General features: G+C 76.5%; 15 protein-coding genes and 1 riboswitch. Of the genes, 7 read left to right on the forward strand and 8 right to left on the reverse strand.

What is annotated here, in order from left to right:
* Positions 1 to 19: 19 nt before the first annotated feature.
* Positions 20 to 979 (reverse strand): beta-ketoacyl-ACP synthase 3, encoded by a 960-nt coding sequence (locus tag BUE29_RS16340; RefSeq protein ID WP_073391481.1) that lies wholly within the window; start codon positions 977 to 979, stop codon positions 20 to 22.
* A 176-nt stretch (positions 980 to 1155) separates the two neighbouring features.
* Here BUE29_RS16340 and BUE29_RS16345 point away from each other — a divergent pair, with 176 nt between their 5' ends.
* Positions 1156 to 1836 carry a pentapeptide repeat-containing protein gene (locus tag BUE29_RS16345; protein WP_073391482.1) on the forward strand — a complete coding sequence of 227 codons (681 nt, stop codon included), beginning with the start codon at positions 1156 to 1158 and terminating at the stop codon, positions 1834 to 1836.
* A gap of 33 nt (positions 1837 to 1869) precedes the next feature.
* Complete coding sequence (locus tag BUE29_RS16350) at positions 1870 to 2112, forward strand: DUF2630 family protein (protein ID WP_073391483.1); 243 nt, start codon at positions 1870 to 1872, stop codon at positions 2110 to 2112.
* Between the two features lie 14 nt (positions 2113 to 2126).
* On the opposite strand, the gene BUE29_RS16355 is transcribed toward BUE29_RS16350, so the two are convergent.
* A complete protein-coding gene (locus BUE29_RS16355; protein ID WP_073391484.1) occupies positions 2127 to 2993 on the reverse strand; it encodes a WcbI family polysaccharide biosynthesis putative acetyltransferase in 867 nt (288 codons plus the stop codon).
* Between the two features lie 50 nt (positions 2994 to 3043).
* Between BUE29_RS16355 and BUE29_RS16360 the strand changes: the two genes are divergently transcribed.
* Complete coding sequence (locus BUE29_RS16360) at positions 3044 to 3568, forward strand: class I SAM-dependent methyltransferase (RefSeq protein WP_073391485.1); 525 nt, start codon at positions 3044 to 3046, stop codon at positions 3566 to 3568.
* Here BUE29_RS16360 and BUE29_RS16365 read toward each other — a convergent pair.
* From BUE29_RS16365 to cobN, 5 genes are all read right to left on the reverse strand, one after another.
* A complete protein-coding gene (locus BUE29_RS16365; RefSeq protein ID WP_073391486.1) occupies positions 3559 to 5874 on the reverse strand; it encodes a glycosyltransferase in 2316 nt (771 codons plus the stop codon). The two genes, BUE29_RS16360 and BUE29_RS16365, sit on opposite strands and share 10 nt — an antisense overlap.
* Positions 5871 to 7709, reverse strand: coding sequence for a glycosyltransferase family 2 protein (locus BUE29_RS22870; protein ID WP_073391487.1), 1839 nt, complete (start codon positions 7707 to 7709; stop codon positions 5871 to 5873). The genes BUE29_RS16365 and BUE29_RS22870 overlap by 4 nt, the downstream gene beginning before the upstream one ends.
* Positions 7706 to 8698 carry a glycosyltransferase gene (locus BUE29_RS16375; RefSeq protein ID WP_073391488.1) on the reverse strand — a complete coding sequence of 331 codons (993 nt, stop codon included), beginning with the start codon at positions 8696 to 8698 and terminating at the stop codon, positions 7706 to 7708. The genes BUE29_RS22870 and BUE29_RS16375 overlap by 4 nt, the downstream gene beginning before the upstream one ends.
* Positions 8699 to 8723: 25 nt before the next feature.
* Positions 8724 to 9794 (reverse strand): glycosyltransferase, encoded by a 1071-nt coding sequence (locus BUE29_RS16380; RefSeq protein WP_200800255.1) that lies wholly within the window; start codon positions 9792 to 9794, stop codon positions 8724 to 8726.
* A gap of 219 nt (positions 9795 to 10013) precedes the next feature.
* Entirely contained in the window at positions 10014 to 13604 is a 3591-nt protein-coding gene (gene cobN, locus BUE29_RS16385) for a cobaltochelatase subunit CobN (RefSeq protein ID WP_200800256.1), read from the reverse strand.
* Between the two features lie 38 nt (positions 13605 to 13642).
* A riboswitch (cobalamin riboswitch) is annotated at positions 13643 to 13769 on the reverse strand.
* A gap of 230 nt (positions 13770 to 13999) precedes the next feature.
* Here cobN and BUE29_RS16390 point away from each other — a divergent pair.
* From BUE29_RS16390 to BUE29_RS16400, 3 genes are read left to right on the forward strand one after another with little or no spacing between them, the layout of a single operon-like run.
* On the forward strand, positions 14000 to 15055 hold the full coding sequence (locus BUE29_RS16390; protein ID WP_073391489.1) for a hypothetical protein: 1056 nt from the start codon (positions 14000 to 14002) through the stop codon (positions 15053 to 15055).
* On the forward strand, positions 15048 to 15680 hold the full coding sequence (locus tag BUE29_RS16395) for a precorrin-8X methylmutase (RefSeq protein ID WP_073391490.1): 633 nt from the start codon (positions 15048 to 15050) through the stop codon (positions 15678 to 15680). Before BUE29_RS16390 ends, BUE29_RS16395 begins: the two co-directional genes overlap by 8 nt.
* The gene (locus BUE29_RS16400) at positions 15680 to 17215 is read left to right on the forward strand and encodes a precorrin-2 C(20)-methyltransferase (RefSeq protein ID WP_073391491.1); all 1536 of its coding nucleotides are present in this window, start codon (positions 15680 to 15682) and stop codon (positions 17213 to 17215) included. Before BUE29_RS16395 ends, BUE29_RS16400 begins: the two co-directional genes overlap by 1 nt.
* Here BUE29_RS16400 and BUE29_RS16405 read toward each other — a convergent pair.
* Positions 17184 to 17927, reverse strand: a complete 744-nt coding sequence (locus tag BUE29_RS16405) for a cobalt-precorrin-6A reductase (RefSeq protein WP_084181304.1) — start codon at positions 17925 to 17927, stop codon at positions 17184 to 17186. The two genes, BUE29_RS16400 and BUE29_RS16405, sit on opposite strands and share 32 nt — an antisense overlap.
* Positions 17928 to 17945: 18 nt before the next feature.
* On the opposite strand from BUE29_RS16405, the gene cobF reads away from it, so the two are divergent.
* Positions 17946 to 18716 (forward strand): precorrin-6A synthase (deacetylating), encoded by a 771-nt coding sequence (cobF, locus tag BUE29_RS16410; RefSeq protein ID WP_073391589.1) that lies wholly within the window; start codon positions 17946 to 17948, stop codon positions 18714 to 18716.
* Positions 18717 to 18767: the final 51 nt, after the last annotated feature.

An 18767-nucleotide genomic window follows, 5' to 3' on the forward strand; every position in this document is an offset into this window, starting at 1 on the left:
GCCCCGGGGACGGCGGGGGTCAGGGCACCTCCACGACCTGCCCGGCCCAGGCGAGGCCGGCGCCGAAGCCGAGCAGCAGGGCGAGCTGGCCGCTGCGCGCGCGACCCTCGGCGAGCAGCTGCGTCAACGCCAGCGGGATGGACGCCGCGGACGTGTTGCCGGCCGAGGTGACGTGCCCGGCGACGACGGCGCGGGTGAGCCCCAGCCGCGCGGCGATCGCGTCGATGATGCGCAGGTTCGCCTGGTGCGGGACGAAGACGTCGACGTCGGCGAGGTTCACCCCGGCCCGGGCGCAGGCCTCGGCGGCGATGCCGGGCATCTGCTCGACGGCCCAGCGGAACACCGCCCGCCCGGCCATGCGCATCCGGCCACCGACCTGCGGACCGCAGTCGATGAGCCCGCCGGCCGACCCGTCGCTGCCCCAGACGACCGGGCCGACCCCGGTGCGGCCGCCCTCGGCCGGCCCCACGACCGCGGCGCCCGCGCCGTCGCCGAAGATGATCGACGTGCCGAGGTCGGCCGGGTCGACCAGGCCGCTCATCCACTCGGCCGCGACGATGAGGACGCGTTCGGCCACGCCGGTACGGATGAGGCCGTCCGCGGTGGCCAGCGCGTAGCTGAAGCCGCTGCAGGCGCTGTTGAGCTGCATCCGCCCGGCCCGCGGCGCGATGTCGGCGGCGAGGCTGCCGACGTCCCACGGCCCGGTTCCCGCGCTGCAGCTCGCGGTGATGACGAGGTCGACGTCCTGCTCGGCGAGCCGGGCCGCGGCGAGCGCCTGCCGGGCGGCCGCACGGGCGAGCGCGGCGATCTCCTCGGCGGACCCGGCGCGGCGCAGCTCGGCGATGCCGGTGCGGGCCTGCACCCAGGCGCCGGGCTTGTCGAAGGGAGCGCCGAGCTCGGCGGCGGTGCGGGTCGGGTCGGGCTGCGCGGCACCGAGGCCGAGCAGGCGCGAGCCGGCGCGCCGGGGGAATGAGATCACGCGGGCTCCGAGCCGGTCGGCGGGCGAATTTTGCTAGGACGACCAACTATCGGTGTTACCCGGAGGTATCGGAAATGCCCGGCCACGGCGCGTGCCGGGTGGCCGTTCGGCGGCCGGCCCCGTCGAGCGCCCGGCCGTCCGGCGGGCGCGTCGGTGGCCCGTGGCAGGGTGCGGGCATGGCCAGCCGACGCGACCGGCGCATCGTCCCCACGCGCCCCGACCTGCCCGCCGAGCTCGCCGACGCCGGCGCGGATCTCGCCGGCGTCCGCAGCTGGGACGGCCTGCGCGCCGACGCGTCGCTGCTGCTCCCCGAGCGCGTCCACGACCTCGACATGGTGGAGTGCGTCTGGCAGGACGTGGACGCGACCTCGCGGCGGTTCGACGGGTTGGTGTGCCGCGACGTCGTGTTCGAGGGCTGCGACCTCGCCGGCGCGGTGCTCGACGGCGCCCGGCTCACCCGGGTGCGTTTCGTCGACTGCCGGCTGACCGGGACCGACTTCGGCGGGGCCGCGCTCGAGGACGTCGTGATCGAGCGCGGTGTGGCCACGCTGGCGAGCTTCCGCGGCGCGCAGTCGTCGTGCCTGTGGGTCTGCGACACCTCGCTCGCCGAGGCGGACTTCTCCTCCGCGCGGCTGCGTCGCTCGGCCCTGCTCGACTGCGAGCTGACGGGTGTGGACTTCACCGGTGCCGACGTCGAGGGGCTGCACCTGCACGGCTCGTCCCTGGACTCGCTGCGGGGTGCCGGCGCGCTGGCCGGCGCGGCGGTGCGGGTGGAGGCCGAGCAGCTGGTGCCGCTCGGCGTGGCCCTGCTCACCGCCATGGGCGTCGAGGTCGCCGAGCGGCCCACGGCGCCCTGACCGATCCCGGCGGTCGCGGGGAAGGATGCAGCCATGACCGACAGTGACAGCGGGATCCTGCACCACATCGACGAGCTGGTCGCCGAGGAGAAGTCGCTGCGCGCGACGCCGGGCGGGCTGTCCGACGAGCAGCGGCAGCGGCTGCGTCACGTCCAGGAGCAGCTCGACCAGGCGTGGGACCTGCTGCGCCAGCGGCGCGCCCGGGAGGAGACCGGCGAGGACCCCGGCTCGGCCCACGAGCGCAGCGTGGGCGAGGTCGAGGGGTACCTGCAGTAGCGCCGTCCCCTCCCTCAGCGGGACAGGACGGCAAGCCGGGCGGCGTTGCGTCGTAGCGTCGCGGCGACGACGTCCGGGCGCTCGGCGTAGTGGCGCAGCTGCGTCGCGACGACCTCGGCCAAGGGCACCGGACGACCGTCGACGACCCACACGTCCCGGCCGCCGTCCGGGGCCGCACCGAGCGCGGCAGCGACGTCGGGCTCGACCGGGGCGCGCCGCTGGCCGAGGTACTCGCGGGCGGGTGGGACGACCTCGCCGGGCACGTCGAGGGCTGTGAGCAGGTCGGCGGCGATGCCCGCGAGGACGGCGTTGCCCGGGTGCGTCATCGTCCACAGCGCGCCCGGGTCGGCGAGCCGGTGGGTGACCTGCACCGTCAGCGGCCGCTCGCGGCGTGCGAGCTCGGCGAGCGAGTCCGCGGCCACGGCACGGACCGCGTCGGGCGCCGGGCGCGGCCAGCGGCTTACCGTCTCCTCGACGGTCAGCCCGGCCGCGGCCGCCTCGACCACCCGCAGGTCGTGGTAGTCGGTCAGCGGGGCGTCGACGCGGCGGCCGGCGCCGTCGTGACCATGGGCCTGGTACGGGAACGCCGCGACGTGGTGGACGACGGGAAAGGTCAGCAGCCGGCCGTCGGCGGGCAGCTGCGCGGCCAGCGCCGCCGTGCCGCAGCCCGGGTGGGAGTACTCCTCGCGCACCGGCTGGCTGATCAGCACCGCCGCCCGTCGGACCGCGGTGTGCACCGCGGCGAGCTCGGCGGGCGTCACCAGGTACACCGGCGGCACCGTCACGACCGCGAACCCGGCCGCGGCGAGCGGCACCCGCAGCAGGTCGGCGACGGGCGCGGCCTGGCAGTTGCCCCACACCACGACCGTCCGCCCGCTCACCGGGCCCCCCGGCGCCGGGCGAGCGGCGACCCGGCTGCCAGACTGCCGCCATGCCGATGAGCTCGACCGAGGGCAAGGACTGGACGCGGGCACGGATCGCGGCGCTCGCGCGGACGGGCCCGCTCACCGTGCTGGACGTGGGCCCCGGCGTGGGGACGTACGCCAAGCTGCTCGCCGGCCTGCCGATCGAGCGCATCGTCGGCCTGGAGGTGTGGGAGCCGTACGTGACCACGTACCGGTTGTCCGAGTACTACGACGGCATCGTCATCGGCGACGTCCGCACCGCCGAGCTGCCCGCGGCGGACGTCGTGATCCTGGGCGACGTCGTCGAGCACATGACCCGGGCCGAGGGCATCGCCGTCTGGGAGCGGTGCGCGGCGGTCGCGCGCCGCGCGGTCTACCTGTCGATCCCGATCGTGCACTACCCCCAGCACGAGATCGAGGGCAATCCGTACGAGGTGCACGTCGAGGAGGACTGGTCGCACGAGGACGTCCTCGCCACCTTCACCGGCATCGGCGAGTGGACGCTCGGCACCGAGGTCGGCGCCTACGAACGGCTGACCGGTCACGGCTGACCCCCCGGGGCGACGGCCGGCCGGAGCCGGCCGGCGAGGTCGCGTCCCGGCCGCGGTGCCGGGGCGGTGCGCTCGTGCCGCCCGAACAGCAGCGCGGCGAGCGCGTCGTCGCCGCGGGCCCGCGCGAGCGATCGCGCCGAGCGCAGCCGCAGGGCCGGGGTGTCGACGCGGCCGTGACGCTCGGCGAGCGCGGCGAGCGTCATGAGGTCGGCGAGGTCGGCCGGTGCGGTGAGCTCGGCGTGGCACCACGCCCGCGCCAGGACGTCGGCCGGTGGGTCGCCCAGCTGGACACCCGGCCCGGCGAGGACGTGCTCGGCGCCCGGCCCGTCGATCGCTGCGAACCAGAAGGAGCAGTCGGCACCGGCCGCCCGGGCAGAGCGGACGGTCGCGAGCGCGTCGACGTCGCCCACGCACCCCGCCCGGACCACGACCGAGGGGTAGGGCAGCCACGGTCCGGGGCCGCGGGACTCGGGGTCGGGCAGCAGCGCGGCGAGGGTGAGCGTCTCACGGTCCTTGCCCGCGGTCCGGGTGTCGGTGTCGCCGCGGTCGGCCCAGTCGGGGCCGTCGTGCCAGGCCACCGCTGCCGGCACGTGCGCGAGCACGGCGCCGGCGTTGCGGGCCCGGTGCGCGAGCTCCCAGTCCTCGCCGCCGTAGCCGACGAACCGCGGGTCGAAGCCGCCGGCCCGCCGGTACAGCTCGGCCGACATCGACAGCACGGCGCTGATGACGAAGCGGTAGGACCGGCGGTCGGCGTGCAGCAGGTCGGCGGTGTCGCGGTAGGCGTCCCGCAGCCACGCCGGCTCGGTCAGCTCGGGGGGACTGACACGACCGTGCCACCAGTCGGCCAGGGCGCTCGCCGGGAGTCCGGCGAGGTCGGCGTGGCGTCGCCGGCCGACGGCCAGGACGTCCGGGCACCGCGCGGGCAGCCGGGTCAGCTCGCGCACGAAGCCGGGCTCGGGGACGGTGTCGCCGTCGAGGAAGACGAGGACGTCGTGTCGGGCGGCTCGCGCGCCGAGGTCGCGGGCGGCGGCGGCGCGGAAGCCCTGGTCGTCCTGGTGCAGCACGCGGACCGGCACGCCCGCCGCCGCGGTCACGTCGGGTGGCCGGGGGGAGCCGTCGTCGACGACGACCACCTCGAGCGCGCCGCGGTGGTCCTGCGCGGCGAGACCGGTGAGCACGAGGTCGAGCTCGCGCTGCGCGTCGTAGTACGGGATCACGACGCTCACCGACGGCGGGTCGGCGGGTTCGCTCGCGAGGAGGTCCCAGCGGTTGCCGGGCACGACCGGCCGGCCGTCGGCGTGCCGGACGGCCGGCGGGGCACAGGCCGCCAGGTGCTCGCGGTAGCCGGCGGCGACGTCGGCGACCGCCGGGCCGCGCGGCGTCCCGGGGGCGAGCCGGGTGCGGCCGGGGTCGGCGAGGGCGGCGCGCACCGCCGCCGCCAGCGCGTCCGGGTCGTCCGGGTCGTAGAGCTCCACCGCGCCGGGGCGCTCGGCGGCGAGCTCGCGCGTGTACGCGCAGGCGGGCACGAGCGGTCGGCGGCCGTGGGCCAGCCAGGTGTTGATCGACGCCGACGCGGTCACCCGGCGGTTCGGGGCGACGGGCACGGCGGCATCGGCCAGATACGCCGCGAGCGCGTCGTCGGGCACGTAACCGGTGAGCAGCCAGCGCTCGCCCGCCTGCGCGGCGTAGCGGGCGACGAGGTCGTCGTGGCCGTCCGACGCGCGCCCCACCGCGGCGAGCGTGCTGCCCGGCGGGAGCGCGGCGACGACCTCGTCGTAGCCGCGGTCGGGGAAGACGAAGCCGAGCACGGTCACGCTGGCCGGGGGCAACGGCGAGCCCCCGGGCTCGGCCGGGTGGGCGGGCTCCAGCGGCAGGGGAACGGCGCGCAACGAGTGCACGGCGTCGAGACTGCCGGGCGGCAGACCCTCGACCAGGGCGAGCTCGGTGCGGCTGTTGACGACGACCCCCCGCGCGGCGGCGATCACCCGGGCATAGAGCACCCGGCGCCGCCGCTGCAGGTCGCTGTCGTCGTGCGGGACGTCGTGCAGGGTCACCGAGAGGGAGGCGCCGGCGGCGGCGACCCACGCCGCCACGCGCTCGAAGGCCGCGCCGGAGACGTCGAGGGCGGGGCCGAGGAGCCGGTCGGTCCAGGCCAGGTGGACGACGTCGGCGTCCGGGCGGGCGGGCAGCTCGTCGATCGACGCCACGTGCAGCGTGCGTTGCCCGCAGGCGGCCGCGACCAGCCGCGCGTGCCGCACGACGCCGTGCTCGGCCGGCCCGACGACGAGGTGCACGACATCGGTCATCGCCCGGTCACCCGGCGGTAGAGCGCGTCGTGGTGCGCGCGGACGAGGTCGCGCTCGGCCTCGCGCCCGCGGCGGTCCGCGGCGGCCGGGCGGGGCGCGGCGCAGACCGCGGCCACGGCGGCGCGCAGCGAGCCGCGGTCGAGCCCGCGCTGCTCGTCGTTGCCGTAGGTCGTGACGGCGTCCCACTGCGCGCGGTGGTGGCCGCAGTCGGGCGCGACGACGTGCGTGCCGAGGTCGCGGCACAGCTCCGTCCAGCCCGAGTGCGTGCCCCAGCGGTAGGGCAGGACGACGGCGTGCGCGGCCGCGACGCGCGCGACGACCTCGTCGTGCGGCAGGTAGGGGGCGACGTCGAGGTCGACGGGGAGGTCCGGTGCCAGTGCGGCCAGCCCGGCGAGCTCCGGCCGGTCGAGCACGGTCGGCCCGACGAGCACGCGGACCCGTCCGCCGGCGGCCGCCGCGCCCTCGGCGGCGGCGCGCACGACGTCGAGCGGGTCGCGCACGTTGCCGCGCAGCCCCTTGAGCGGGACGAGGACGGTCGTCGCGGCGTCCACCCGGGCCGGGACGGTGTCGAGCAGCGTGGGGTGGGCGACGACCTCGGGCCGCCGGCCGAACCGCGTTCCGCACTCCGCGGCCGCGCCGTCGGTGAGCGTCAGTGCCGCGTCGGCGGCGGCGAGCACGAGCGCCAGGTGCGCGTCGTGCCGGTCGCGGGTGGGGTGGTGCGGGTTGCGCAGGTCGTGGACGGTCACGACCAGCGGCAGCCGCAGCTCGCGCAGGCAGCGCAGCCACGCCGCCAGGTCCGCCGGCGCGAGATGGTCGAACCCGAAGTGCAGGTGCACGACGTCGACGTCCTGCGCGGATTCGCGCAAGACCGACGGGTCGAGCAACGGGTCGGGATCCCACCCGGCGACGCGCTCGGTCGCGACCCGCTCGACCGTCGGCGGGAGCACGGCGTCGAGGTAGTCGTGCCGCGCCGGGACCGTCGCGACCCGCACCGCGGCCGTGCGCCGCGGCGGCCGGTCGGCGGTGATCAGCCCGCGCTCGGCGAATGCGGCCAGCCAGCCGGCCATCGGCAGCTCGCCGTGCCGGCGCAGGTACACCGCGCTGTTGCGCAGGATGTCGTCCAGGTGCTCGACCGGCGGCCGGCTGACCGGGTGGTGCTGATGGAACGCATCGGCGCCGCCCGCGACCGCGGTCGGCACGCCGGCCCGGGCGGCGCTCGCGGCGAAGTCGGTGTCCTCGGCGCCGTAGCCGACGTACCCGGGGTGGAAGCCGTCCAGCCGCGCCCAGAGCGAGGTCGGGAGTGCGAACGACAGCGACCAGAACAGCTCGGGCGCGACCTCCTCGACCGCACCGGCCGGCGGGTCGGGGCGGGCGGGGTGCGGCGCCCGGGCGGCGACGAGCGCCGGCGCCGTCCACCCGCCGTCCGGTGCGGGGGGCAGGTAGGTGACCGGGCCGCAGACCAGCGCGTCCGGGCGGGTCGCCACCGCGGTGCGGTACCGGGCGAGCAGGTCGGGAGCCGGCACGCAGTCGACGTCGAGGAAGACGAGCAGGTCGGCGCCGGCCGCGATCGCCGCCGCCGCGCCGGCGTTGCGGGCGGCCGCCACCGGCAGTCCGGCACCGGTCGTGGGCAGCGTGAGCAGCTCGGTGGGGAGGTCGGGTCGGGCGTCGACGACGGCCGCGACCTGCGGGTCGTCGATCGCGACCACGACGTGCACGGCCGGCGCCGGGACGCACCGGGCGAGGAACTCGCGCTGCGTGCGCAGGTGCGCGTGCCGGCCGGAGACCACGGTGACGACGGCGGTGCGGCCGGCGACGAGGGCGGTCCGGGCGGTCACGCCGGTGCCCCGACGAGGGCGGTGCGGGCCAGGCAGGCGGCGAAGCGCCGCGCCCCACTCCCGTCGTTCCACCGGGCCCAGCCCGCGCCGCCCCGCTCGCGGGCGGCGGCCAGGACCGCCGGCCAGCGCTCGGCCGCCGGCCAGCCGGGCAGCACGACGGCCAGCCCGGCGTCGTCGAGCGCGGCGGCGGTCGCGTGCTGCTCGGCGAAGGGGCGCGACTGCGGCAACACCACCGCGGCCCGCCGGGCGGCCGACACCTCGGCGAGTGCGTTCAGCCCCGCGTGCGTCACGACGACCTCGGCGGCGTGCAGGTCGGCGAGGACGTCCTCGCTGCGCGGGCGGCCGGCCACCCCGGCGGCCCGGGTCGGCCAGCCGGTCGCGGCCGCGAGCGCGTCCACGTCGGCACCGGTGACCTCGGTGCCGCCGGTGCCGAGCAGCACCAGCAGCCGGCCCGGCTGCGGGGCCGGCGGCGCCGGGTGGCCGTCGAAGCGCGAGAGCGCGCCCGTCCACGTCGTCTTGGCCGCGAAGGGCCGCAGGTACGCGGGGTCGTAGACCTCACGGGGCCACGGCGCGAGCACGGCCGTCGCCAGCCGGTAGGCGAGGGTGTGGGCCGGGTCGTCCCGCTCGCCGGGCATCGCGACGACGGCGACCGGCACGCCGGTCAGTCGCAGCAGCGCCGCCACCTCGACCGAGACGTCGACGACCACGAGCCGCGGCCCCGCGGCCGCGGCCCACTCCACGAGCCGGCGCATCCGCGCGCGGTAGCCCGGTGACTCCACCGGGGCCCAGTGCAGCGCGCCGCCGGCGTCGGCGTCCATCGCGCCGGGGAGCGGCGGGTCGGCCGGCAGCGTGACCCAGCCCGCGAACGGGTGCGCCGCGGGCTCGGGCAGCGACGACAGCGCGACGACCGGCTCGGCGCACGCGGCGGCCACGGTGCTCGCGCGGGTCAGGTGCCCGCTGCCGTGATGGTGGACGTAGTAGCCGATCACGGTGCGGGAGTGCGGGCCGGGGCGGTCATGCCGCGACGGCCCCGGTGAGCAGCGCCTCGTAGCGGTCCATCATCAGCTCCAGCGAGCACGCCTGCTCGGCGCGGGCCCGCGCCGCGGCGCGGGGCAGCAGCACCGCCTCGTCGATCGCACCGGCCAGCGCCGCGATGTCGCCGCCGCGCACCAGTCGGGCGCAGCTGTCGTCCACGACCTCGGGCACGCCGCCGCGACGGAAACCCGCGACCGGGGTGCCGGACGCCAGCGCCTCGGCCACGACCAGGCCGTACGGCTCGTCCCACACCGGGGTGACGACGACGGCCGCCGACGTGCGGACCAGCTCCGACAGCGCCGCCTGGTCCAGGTGGCCGGCGTGCACGACGTCGTCGCCGAGCAGCGGCTCGATCTCGAGCTTGTAGTAGTCGCGGTCGTCGACGGGGCCGGCCAGGACGAGCCGGCGACCGGCGCGGCGCGCGGCGTGGATCGCCAGGTGGGGCGCCTTCTCGGGCACGAGCCGCCCGGTCCAGGCGAGGTCGCAGCCGCCGGGCCCGGCCGGCCAGCGCGCGAGGTCGACGCCGTTGGGCACGACGTCGACGTGGTCGAGCAGCGGCCGCCAGCGCCCGGCGGTGTGCTCGCTGACCGCGACGAAGCGCATCGCGGTGCGCGGGCCGGACTGCACGGCGCTCTCGAGCCACGGCGTCGGTGGCGTGTGCAGCGTCGTGACCATCGGCGTGGAGACGAAGCGTGCCATCGCGATGGGCAGGTGGTGCAGGCTGTGGTTGTGGACGACGTCGTAGCGTCCCGGCTGCGCGGCCAGCTGCATCATGACGCTGAGGTAGGCGTGGTGCTCGTCCAGGACGACGTCGGGCGGCATCGAGACGTCCGCGCGGGCGTCCTCGGACAGCACCGGCCCGGTCAGGGCGATGTCGCTGAGCGGCAGCCGCGGGTCGCTGCCGGGCGAGGCGAACACGGTGACGTCGTGACCGCGCTGCAGCAGGTTCGTGCACAGGGCCCACACGTGCGCGACCAGCCCGCCGGAGAACGGTTCGGCCAGCGGCGAACGCGAGGGGGCGATGACGGCGATACGACGTGGGCGCAGCACGGAGCCTCCGGCTCGATCCGGGTGCGCACCGCGGCTTGATGCGTAGGAGTGCCGGGCTCGGGCGTGCCGAGTCGACACCGCCGATCCAAGCAGACGGGTCCGACATTGCACCGGGCCCCCGTAGTTCAGGGTCCCCATCCACCGCCGGGTGGTCACGCACCCGTCGGGTGGTCGCACGGACGGCGACCGGTCGGGATGCCGACCGAGCGCTCGGCGGGGTCAGCGGTCCTCGAGGTCGCCCTCCGTCTCGAGGTAGGCCCGGCGCAGGGCGTCGAGCGTCTCGGGGTCGGGGGAGTCCCAGAGCTTGCGCTCGGCGGCCTCGAGCAGCCGCTCGGTGATGCCGTGCAGCGCCCACGGGTTGGACCGTTCGAAGAAGGCCCGGGTGTCGGCGTCGCGGACGTAGCTGTCGGCGAGCTTCTCGTACATCCAGTCCTCGACGACGCCGGCGGTGGCGTCGTAGCCGAACAGGTAGTCGACGGTGGCGGCGAGCTCGAAGGCGCCCTTGTAGCCGTGGCGCTTCATCGCATCGATCCAGCGCGGGTTGACGACGCGGGCGCGGAACACCCGCGCGGTCTCCTCGGCCAGCGACCGGGTGCGCACGGTGTCCGGACGGGTCGAGTCGCCGATGTAGGCGCGCGGCGCCCGGCCGGTCAGCGCGCGGACGGTCGCGATCATGCCGCCGTGGTACTGGAAGTAGTCGTCGGAGTCGGCGATGTCGTGCTCGAGCGTGTCGGTGTTGTGCGCCGCCACCGCGATGCGCCGGTACGCCGTCTCCATGTCCGGCCGGGCCTCGCGACCGTCCAGCCCGCGGCCGTAGGCGAAGCCGCCCCACGCCGCGTAGACCTCGGCGAGATCGGCGTCGTCACGCCAGTTGCGCGCGTCGATCAGCGGCAGCAGCCCCGCGCCGTACGCACCGGGCTTGGAGCCGAAGATGCGGATGGTCGCGCGGCGCTCGTCGCCGTGCTCGGCGAGGTCGGCCTGCGCGTGCGCGCGGACGAAGTTCGACTCGGCCGGCTCGTCGAGGTCGGCGACCAGCCGCACCGCGTCGTCCAGCATCGTCACGACGTGCGGGAACGCGTCGCGGAAGAACCCGCTGATGCGCACGGTGACGTCGATGCGGGGCCGCCCCAGCTCGGCGAGCGGGATCGCGTCGAGCGAGCTGACCCGACGCGACGCCTCGTCCCAGACCGGCCGGACGCCGAGCAGCGCCAGCACCTCGGCGATGTCGTCGCCGCTGGTGCGCATCGCCGACGTCCCCCACGCCGACAGGCCGACCGACGCGGGGTACTCGCCGGTGTCGGCGAGGTGGCGTTCGAGCAGCGAGTTCGCCATCGCCTGCCCGGTCTCCCACGCCAGCCGGGACGGCACCGCGCGCGGGTCGACGGTGTAGAAGTTCCGCCCCGTCGGCAGCACGTTCACGAGTCCACGCAGCGGCGAGCCGGACGGGCCGGCGGGCACGTGGCCACCGGCCAGCGCGTGCAGGACGTGGTCGATCTCGGCCGCGGTGCCGGCGAGGCGGGGCACGACCTCGGTGGCGGCGAAACGCAGCACGTCGGCGACGGTCCCGCTCGCCAGCCCGTCGACGGCGGCGGGCGACCAGTCGGCGTCCTCCAGGGCCTGCACGAGGCGGCGGGCCTCGGCCTCGTGCTCGTCGGCGTCCACGCCGGCGCCCTCGACGAGGCCCAGCGCCTCGCGCAGGCCCGGCAGCGAGCGGGCGCCGGCGAACATCTGCCGTGCCCGCAGGATCGCCAGCACCAGGTTCACCCGCGCCTCGCCGACGGGGGCGCCGCCGAGGACGTGCAGCCCGTCGCGGATCTGCGCGTCCTTGATCTCGCAGAGCCAGCCGTCGACGTGGAGCAGGAAGTCGTCGAACTCGGCGTCGTGCGGCCGGTCGTCCAGCCCGAGGTCGTGGTCGAGCTTGGCCGCCTGGATGAGCGTCCAGATCTGGGCGCGGATCGCGGGCAGCTTGCCCGGGTCCATCGCCGCGATGTTGGCGTGCTCGTCGAGCAGCTGCTCGAGCCGGGCGATGTCGCCGTAGCTCTCGGCCCGGGCCATCGGCGGGACGAGGTGGTCGACGATGGTGGCGTGCGCGCGCCGCTTGGCCTGCGCGCCCTCGCCCGGGTCGTTCACGAGGAACGGGTACACGAGCGGCAGGTCGCCGATCGCCGCGTCGGCGGCGCACGCGGCCGACAGCCCCGCGGTCTTGCCGGGCAGCCACTCGAGGTTGCCGTGCTTGCCGACGTGCACGACCGCGTCGGCGCCGAACTGCTCGCGCACCCAGTGGTACGCGGCGAGGTAGTGGTGACTCGGCGGCAGGTCCGGGTCGTGGTAGATCGCGACCGGGTTGGCGCCGAAGCCGCGCGGCGGCTGCACCATGACCACGACGTTGCCCGAGCGCAGCGCCGCCAGCACGATCTCGCCGTCGGCGGAGTTCGAGTGGTCCACGAACAGCTCGCCCGGGGCGGCGCCCCAGTGCTCGGTGACCGCGTCGCGGAGCACCGGGTCGAGGGTGTCGAACCAGCGGCGGTAGTCGGCGGCGGCGATGCGGACGGGGTTGCCGGCCAGCTGCTCCTCGGTGAGCCACTGCTCGTCCTGCCCGCCCGCGGCGATGAGGGCGTGGAAGAGCGCGTCGCCGTCCTGCTCGTCGACGCCGGGGAGGTCGGTGGCGACATCGCGGCCGAGGTCGTACCCCGCGTCGCGCATGGCGGCGAGCAGCCCGACGGTGGATGCGGGGGTGTCGAGGCCGACCGCGTTGCCGATGCGGGCGTGTTTGGTCGGGTAGGCCGACAGCATCACCACGATCCGCTTGTCGGCGTTCGGGATGCGGCGCAGCCGCGCGTGCTTCACGGCGATCCCCGCGACGCGCCGGGCGCGCTCGGGGTCGGCGACGTAATGCGTGAGGCCGTCCTCGCCGACCTCCTTGAACGAGAACGGGACGGTGATGATGCGACCGTCGAACTCGGGGATCGCGACCTGGTTGGCGGCGTCCATCGGCGAGAGGCCGTCGTCGGACTCCACCCAGGCGTCGCGCGACGAGGTGAGGCACATCGCCTGCAGGACCGGCACGTCCAGCCCGCTGAGCGCGGCGGCGTCCCACTCCTCGTCGGTGCCGCCGGCCTGCGCCGCGGCCGGCGTCGTCCCCCCGGCGGCCAGGACCGTCACGATCACGGCGTCGGCCGCGCGCAGGGTGTCGACGAGCGCGTCCTCGGGCGCGCGCAGGGACGAGCAGAAGATAGGCAGCGCGCGTCCGCCGGCCGCCTCGACCGCGGCGTCGAGGGTGCGGACGAAGTTCAGGTTCCCGGCGAGCTGGTGGGCGCGGTAGTACAGGACGGCGACGGTCGGCCGCTCCGCGTCCACGGCCGGCGCGACACCGTCGAGATGCCCCCACGACGGCATCGGGGTGGGCGGGTCGAACCCCTCGCCGGTCATCAGCACGGTGTCGGAGAGGAACGCGTGCAGCCCCGCGAGGTTGGCCGGGCCGCCCTCGGCCAGGTAGCGGTGCGCCTCGGCCGCGACGCCGATGGGCACCGTCGACAGCGCCATCAGCTCGGCGTTGGGGGTCGCCTCGCCACCGAGCACGATCATCGGCTTGCCCGCGTCCTGGAACCGGGCGAACCCGCTGCACAGGTTGTCCGGCGAGCCGAGCAGCCGGACGACGATCAGCTCGGCCGCCTCGAACGTCCCGCTCGACTGCTGGTGATCGGGGCCGCCGTCGGCGCGGGCCGGGTTGGCCAGCCAGTAGTCGGCGCCGCTCGCGCGGGCCGAGAGCAGGTCGGTGTCCGATGTCGACAGCAGGACGATGGTGCTCACGCGGGGCTCCTCACGGCCCGGGTCCGCGCCCGGGCATGGCGGCTGTGACGCACCGGGGCAGTTCCTGACTCGCCCGATCACGATCGGACTCACAGTGGCGGGACCGCGCTGGACTCGCACCAGCTTCCTGCGGCTCCGGTACCGCCCCAGCGTCTCACAGCGTCACCGTGCCGGTCGCGCCGTCTCCGGCGCCGTGACCGGCGCCGTGGCCGGGCGCCGCCGCGCGGACCGGCGGCCCGGCGGGTGCCGCCCCGGCGAGTGTCCGACAGCGCGTGTGCAGCCCGTATGCGGCCCGTGTGCAGTGCGTATACGGGCTGCACACGGGCCGTGTGACACCGGAGGCAGGGTGACGTGCGCGTCCGCGGCGCGGCAGGCGCCCCGTACGATCGGCCGCTGTGCCGCCGACCCCGCCGACCCTCGCCGCGGACCGCTGTCCGGGGCTGCTGCGGCTGATCGAGGCCGCGGACGGGCTGCTGGCCCGGGTACGGCTGCCCGGCGGACGGCTCGGGGCCGCCGAGCTGCACGCCCTCGCCGACGCCACCGACGCGGTCGGCGACGGCCGCCTCGAGCTGACGTCGCGCGGCAACGTCCAGGTGCGCGGCATGACGGCGGCGGGCGCCGACGAGCTGGCGCGCCGCATGACCGCGGCCGGGCTGCTGCCGGTGCCGGCGCGCGACCTCGTCCGCAACGTGCTCGCGTCGCCGCTCGCCGGCCTGACCGCGCCGCCGGAGCGCACCGCGCCGCTCGACCTCACCGCGCACGTGCGCGCGCTGGACGACCGGCTGCGGCACGACCCGGGCCTCGACGGCCTGTCCGGCCGCTTCCTGTTCGGTCTGGACGACGGCCGTGGCGACATCGCCGGCCTGGCCCCGGACGTGCTGCGGGTCGTGGGCGCCGGGGACCGGCCCGACGAGGTCGCGCGCGGCATGGTCGACGAGGCGCGGACGTTCCTCGCCGGCGCGGGCGGCGCCTGGCGCCGACCGGCGGCCGAGCGCCGCCACGACGGCGTCGTCCGCGCGCGGTCCGGACCCCCGCCGCTCGGTCGCGTCGCCCGGCTCGACGGCGGCGTCGCGCTCGTCGTCGCGCCGCCGCTCGGCCGGTTGACGTCGGCGCAGGCGCGGTGGCTCGGGGCCCACGCCCCGCGCGTCCGGGTCACCCCGTGGCGCTCGGTCGTGATCCCGCAGCCCACCGCCGGCGCCGACCCGGGCGACGCGGGCCTGGTCACCGACCCCGCCTCACCCTGGCGGCTGGTGAGCGCGTGCGCCGGCCGGCCGCGCTGCGCCAAGGCCCACGCCGACGTGCAGGCCGACGCCGCCGGCGGGCTGCGCGCCCATCCCGGCCGGCGGGTGCACTGGGTCGGTTGCGAGCGGGCGTGCGGTCGCACGTCCGATGTCGAGGTCACGATGGTCGCCACCGGGACCGGCTACCGGACGGAGGCCGTGCATGGCTGAGACCCGCTACGACTACGTGCACGAGGGCGCCGAGATCTACCGCCGGTCGTTCGCGACGATCCGGGCCGAGGCCGACCTCACCGGGCTGCCCGTCGACGTCGCCCGCGTCGCGGTGCGCATGATCCACTCCTGCGGCATGGTCGACCTCGCCGGCGACCTCGGGTACTCGTCGCAGGTGGTCGCTGCGGCGCGGACGGCGCTGCTGGCCGGCGCGCCGATCCTGTGCGACGCGCACATGGTGGCCTCGGGCATCACGCGCTCGCGGCTGCCGGCCGGCAACGACGTCGTGTGCACGCTGTCCGACCCCGGCGTGCCCGAGCTGGCTGCGCGGATCGGCAACACCCGCTCGGCCGCCGCGCTGGACCACTGGCTGCCGCGCCTCGACGGCGCGGTCGTGGCGATCGGCAACGCGCCCACCGCGCTGTTCCGGCTGCTGGAGCTCGTCGCCGACGGCGCGCCGCGGCCGGCCGCCGTGCTCGGCATCCCGGTCGGCTTCATCGGCGCGGCCGAGTCGAAGGAGGCGCTCGCGGCGTCGGGCCTGGAGCATCTCGTCGTGCACGGCCGCCGCGGCGGCAGCGCGATGGCGGTGGCCGCGGTGAACGCGATCGCCAGCGAGGAGGAGTGATGGCGGCACCGACCGGAGCAGGCACGCTCTACGGCGTCGGGCTCGGCCCGGGCGACCCCGAGCTGGTGACCGTCCGCGCGGCCCGGTTGATCGGCGCGGCGCACGTCGTGGCCTACCACTCGGCGCGGCACGGCCGCTCGGTCGCCCGCGCGATCGCCGAGCCGTACCTGCGGGACGGGCAGGTGGAGGAGCAGCTCGTCTACCCGGTGACCACCGAGACGACCGAGCACCCGGGCGGCTACGAGGGCGCCATCAACGACTTCTACGAGGCCGCCGCCGCCCGGCTCGCCGAGCACCTGGCGGCGGGCCGCGACGTCGTGCTGCTGGCCGAGGGCGACCCGCTGTTCTTCAGCTCGTACATGCACATGCACAAGCGCATCGCCGGCCGGTTCCGCACCGAGATCGTCCCGGGCGTCACGTCGGTCAGCGCGGCCGCGGCGGCGCTCGCGCAGCCGCTCGTCGAGGGCAACGACGTGCTCACCGTGCTGCCCGGCACGCTGCCGCCGGACGTCCTGGCCGAGCGGTTGGCGCAGACCGACGCCGCCGCGATCATGAAGGTCTCCCGCCACTTCGCCGGTGTCCAGGACGCGCTCAAGCACGCCGGCCGCATCGAGGACGCCTACTACGTCGAACGGGCGTCCGCCGCGTCGCAGCGCACCGAGCGGGCCGGGGACGTCGACCCGGCCTCGGTGCCGTACATGTCGCTGGTGATCGTCCCCGGCCCGGAGGCCGCGCAGGACCCGGTCGCCACCGCCACGGGCGGCGGGACCGCGGCGGCGCCGGCCGGTGGGCGGGTGGACGTCGTCGGGCTCGGGCCGGCCGGTCGTGACTGGCTGACCCCGCAGGCGATGGCGGTGCTGGCCGCCGCCGACGACGTCGTCGGCTACTCCACCTACGTGGCGCGGGTCCCGGCCAACCCGCGGCAGCGGCGCCACGCGAGCGACAACAAGGTCGAGGCCGAGCGGGCCGAGTTCGCCCTCGACCTCGCCCGCCGCGGCCGCCGGGTCGCGGTGGTCTCCTCCGGCGACCCCGGCGTCTTCGCGATGGCGAGCGCGGTGCTCGAGGCCGCGACCGACGAGCGCTACGCCGGCGTGCCCGTCGACATCGTCCCCGGGCTGACGGCGGCGCAGGCGGTCGCGAGCCGCGCGGGTGCGCCGCTCGGCCACGACTACGCGGTGATCTCGCTGTCCGACCGGCTCAAGCCGTGGGACGTCGTCGCCGCCCGCCTCGACGCCGCCGCGCGGGCCGACCTCGCGATCGCGATCTACAACCCGGCCTCGCAGACCCGACGGCAGCAGCTGCACGACGCGCGGGACGTGCTGCTGCGCCATCGCGACCCGGTCACGCCGGTCGTCGTCGGCCGCGCCGTGGGCAGCGACGACGAGACCGTCACCGTCACCACGCTCGGCGAGCTCGACCCGGAGACCGTCGACATGCGCTGCCTGCTCATCGTCGGGTCCTCGCAGACGCGCACGCTGGCCGTCACCGGCGAGCCGCGGGTCTTCACCCCGCGGCGCTACCCGGCAGCCGACTGAGCACCGCGTCGACGGTGTCGACGGCGGTCACCCCGTCGGGCAGCGGCGGCCGGTCGACGACGAGCACCGGGACGCCGAGCTCGCGCGCGGCGTCCAGCTTGGCGACGGTGAGCGGGCCGCCGCTGTCCTTCGTCACCAGCAGCCGCACGTCGTGCGCCTGCAGCAGCGCGCGCTCGCGGTCGAGGTCGTACGGGCCGCGGTCGAGCAGCAGGGTCGTGCGTGGCGGCAGCGGCACGTCGGGCGGATCGACGATCCGCACCAGGTAGTCGTGCCGGTCGTCGTCGGCGAACACGGCGAGGTCGCGCCGTCCGGTGGTGAGGAAGACGGTGCCTGCCGGTGACGTCCGCACGTGCTCGGCGGCCGCCGCGATGTCGGACACCCGGGTCCAGTCGTCGCCGGCCCGCGCGGTCCAGCCGGGGCGGCACACCACGAGCAGCGGGACGGACGTCGCCGCGCAGGCGGCCGCCGCGTTGGCGGAGATGGTGGCAGCGAAGGGGTGCGTGGCGTCGACCACGATGGTTGGCGCGAACTCGCGCAAGAACTCGGCGAGCCCGGCAGCGCCACCGAAGCCGCCGATGCGGACGTCGCCCACCGGCAGCGCGGGCCGGCTGACCCGGCCCGCCAGCGAGCTCGTGACGTCGGCGCCGGCCGTGACCAGTCGACGGGCGAGGTCGCGGGCCTCGCCGGTCCCGCCGAGCACCAGCACGCGCACGTCCACCACACTATGGCCGTGCGCGAGATCCTCGTCATCGGCATCGGCCCGGGCGATCCCGACCAGATCACGGTCGCCGCCGTCGCGGCGCTCAACCGCGTCGACGTGTTCTTCGTCGTCGACAAGGGAGCCGCGAAGTCCGGTCTGCTCGACGTACGCGACGAGATCCTGCGCCGCCACGTCCGCGACCAGGACAGGTTCCGCGTCGTCGAGATCGCCGACCCGCCCCGCGAGCGCCGCCCCGACGGGGCCGACGCCTACACCGGTGTCGTCGCCGACTGGCATGCCGCGCGCGCGGACCGCTTCGCCGACGCGATCGCCGGCGAGCTGGCCGAGGACGGGGTCGGCGCGTTCCTCGTCTGGGGCGATCCGGCGCTCTACGACAGCACCTTGCGCGTCATCGACCGCATCCTCGCCGGCGGGCGCGTGGAGTTCGGCTATTCGGTGATCGCCGGGGTGACGAGCGTGCACGCGCTCACGGCGGCGCACCGCATCCCGCTCAACCGCATCGGCGAGCCGATCCACGTCACGCCCGCCCGCCGCATCGCCGACGGGCTGCCCGACGGCCTCGACAGCGCCGTCGTCATGCTCGACCAGGGCTTCACCGCCGCCGCGCTCGACCCCGACCTCGAGGTCTTCTGGGGCGCCTACCTCAGCACGCCCGACGAGGTGCTGATCGCGGGCCGGCTCGGTGACGTCGCCGCCGAGATCACCCGCCGGCGCGCGGAGCTGCGCGAGCAGCACGGCTGGATCATGGACACCTACCTGCTGCGCCGCCCCACCCCGTGATCGACATCCACTTGCCGTCGCCGGGACGGCGGTAACCGGATGTGGATCACC

Source organism: Jatrophihabitans endophyticus (genome assembly GCF_900129455.1).
Classification (GTDB): Bacteria; Actinomycetota; Actinomycetes; order Mycobacteriales; family Jatrophihabitantaceae; genus Jatrophihabitans; species Jatrophihabitans endophyticus.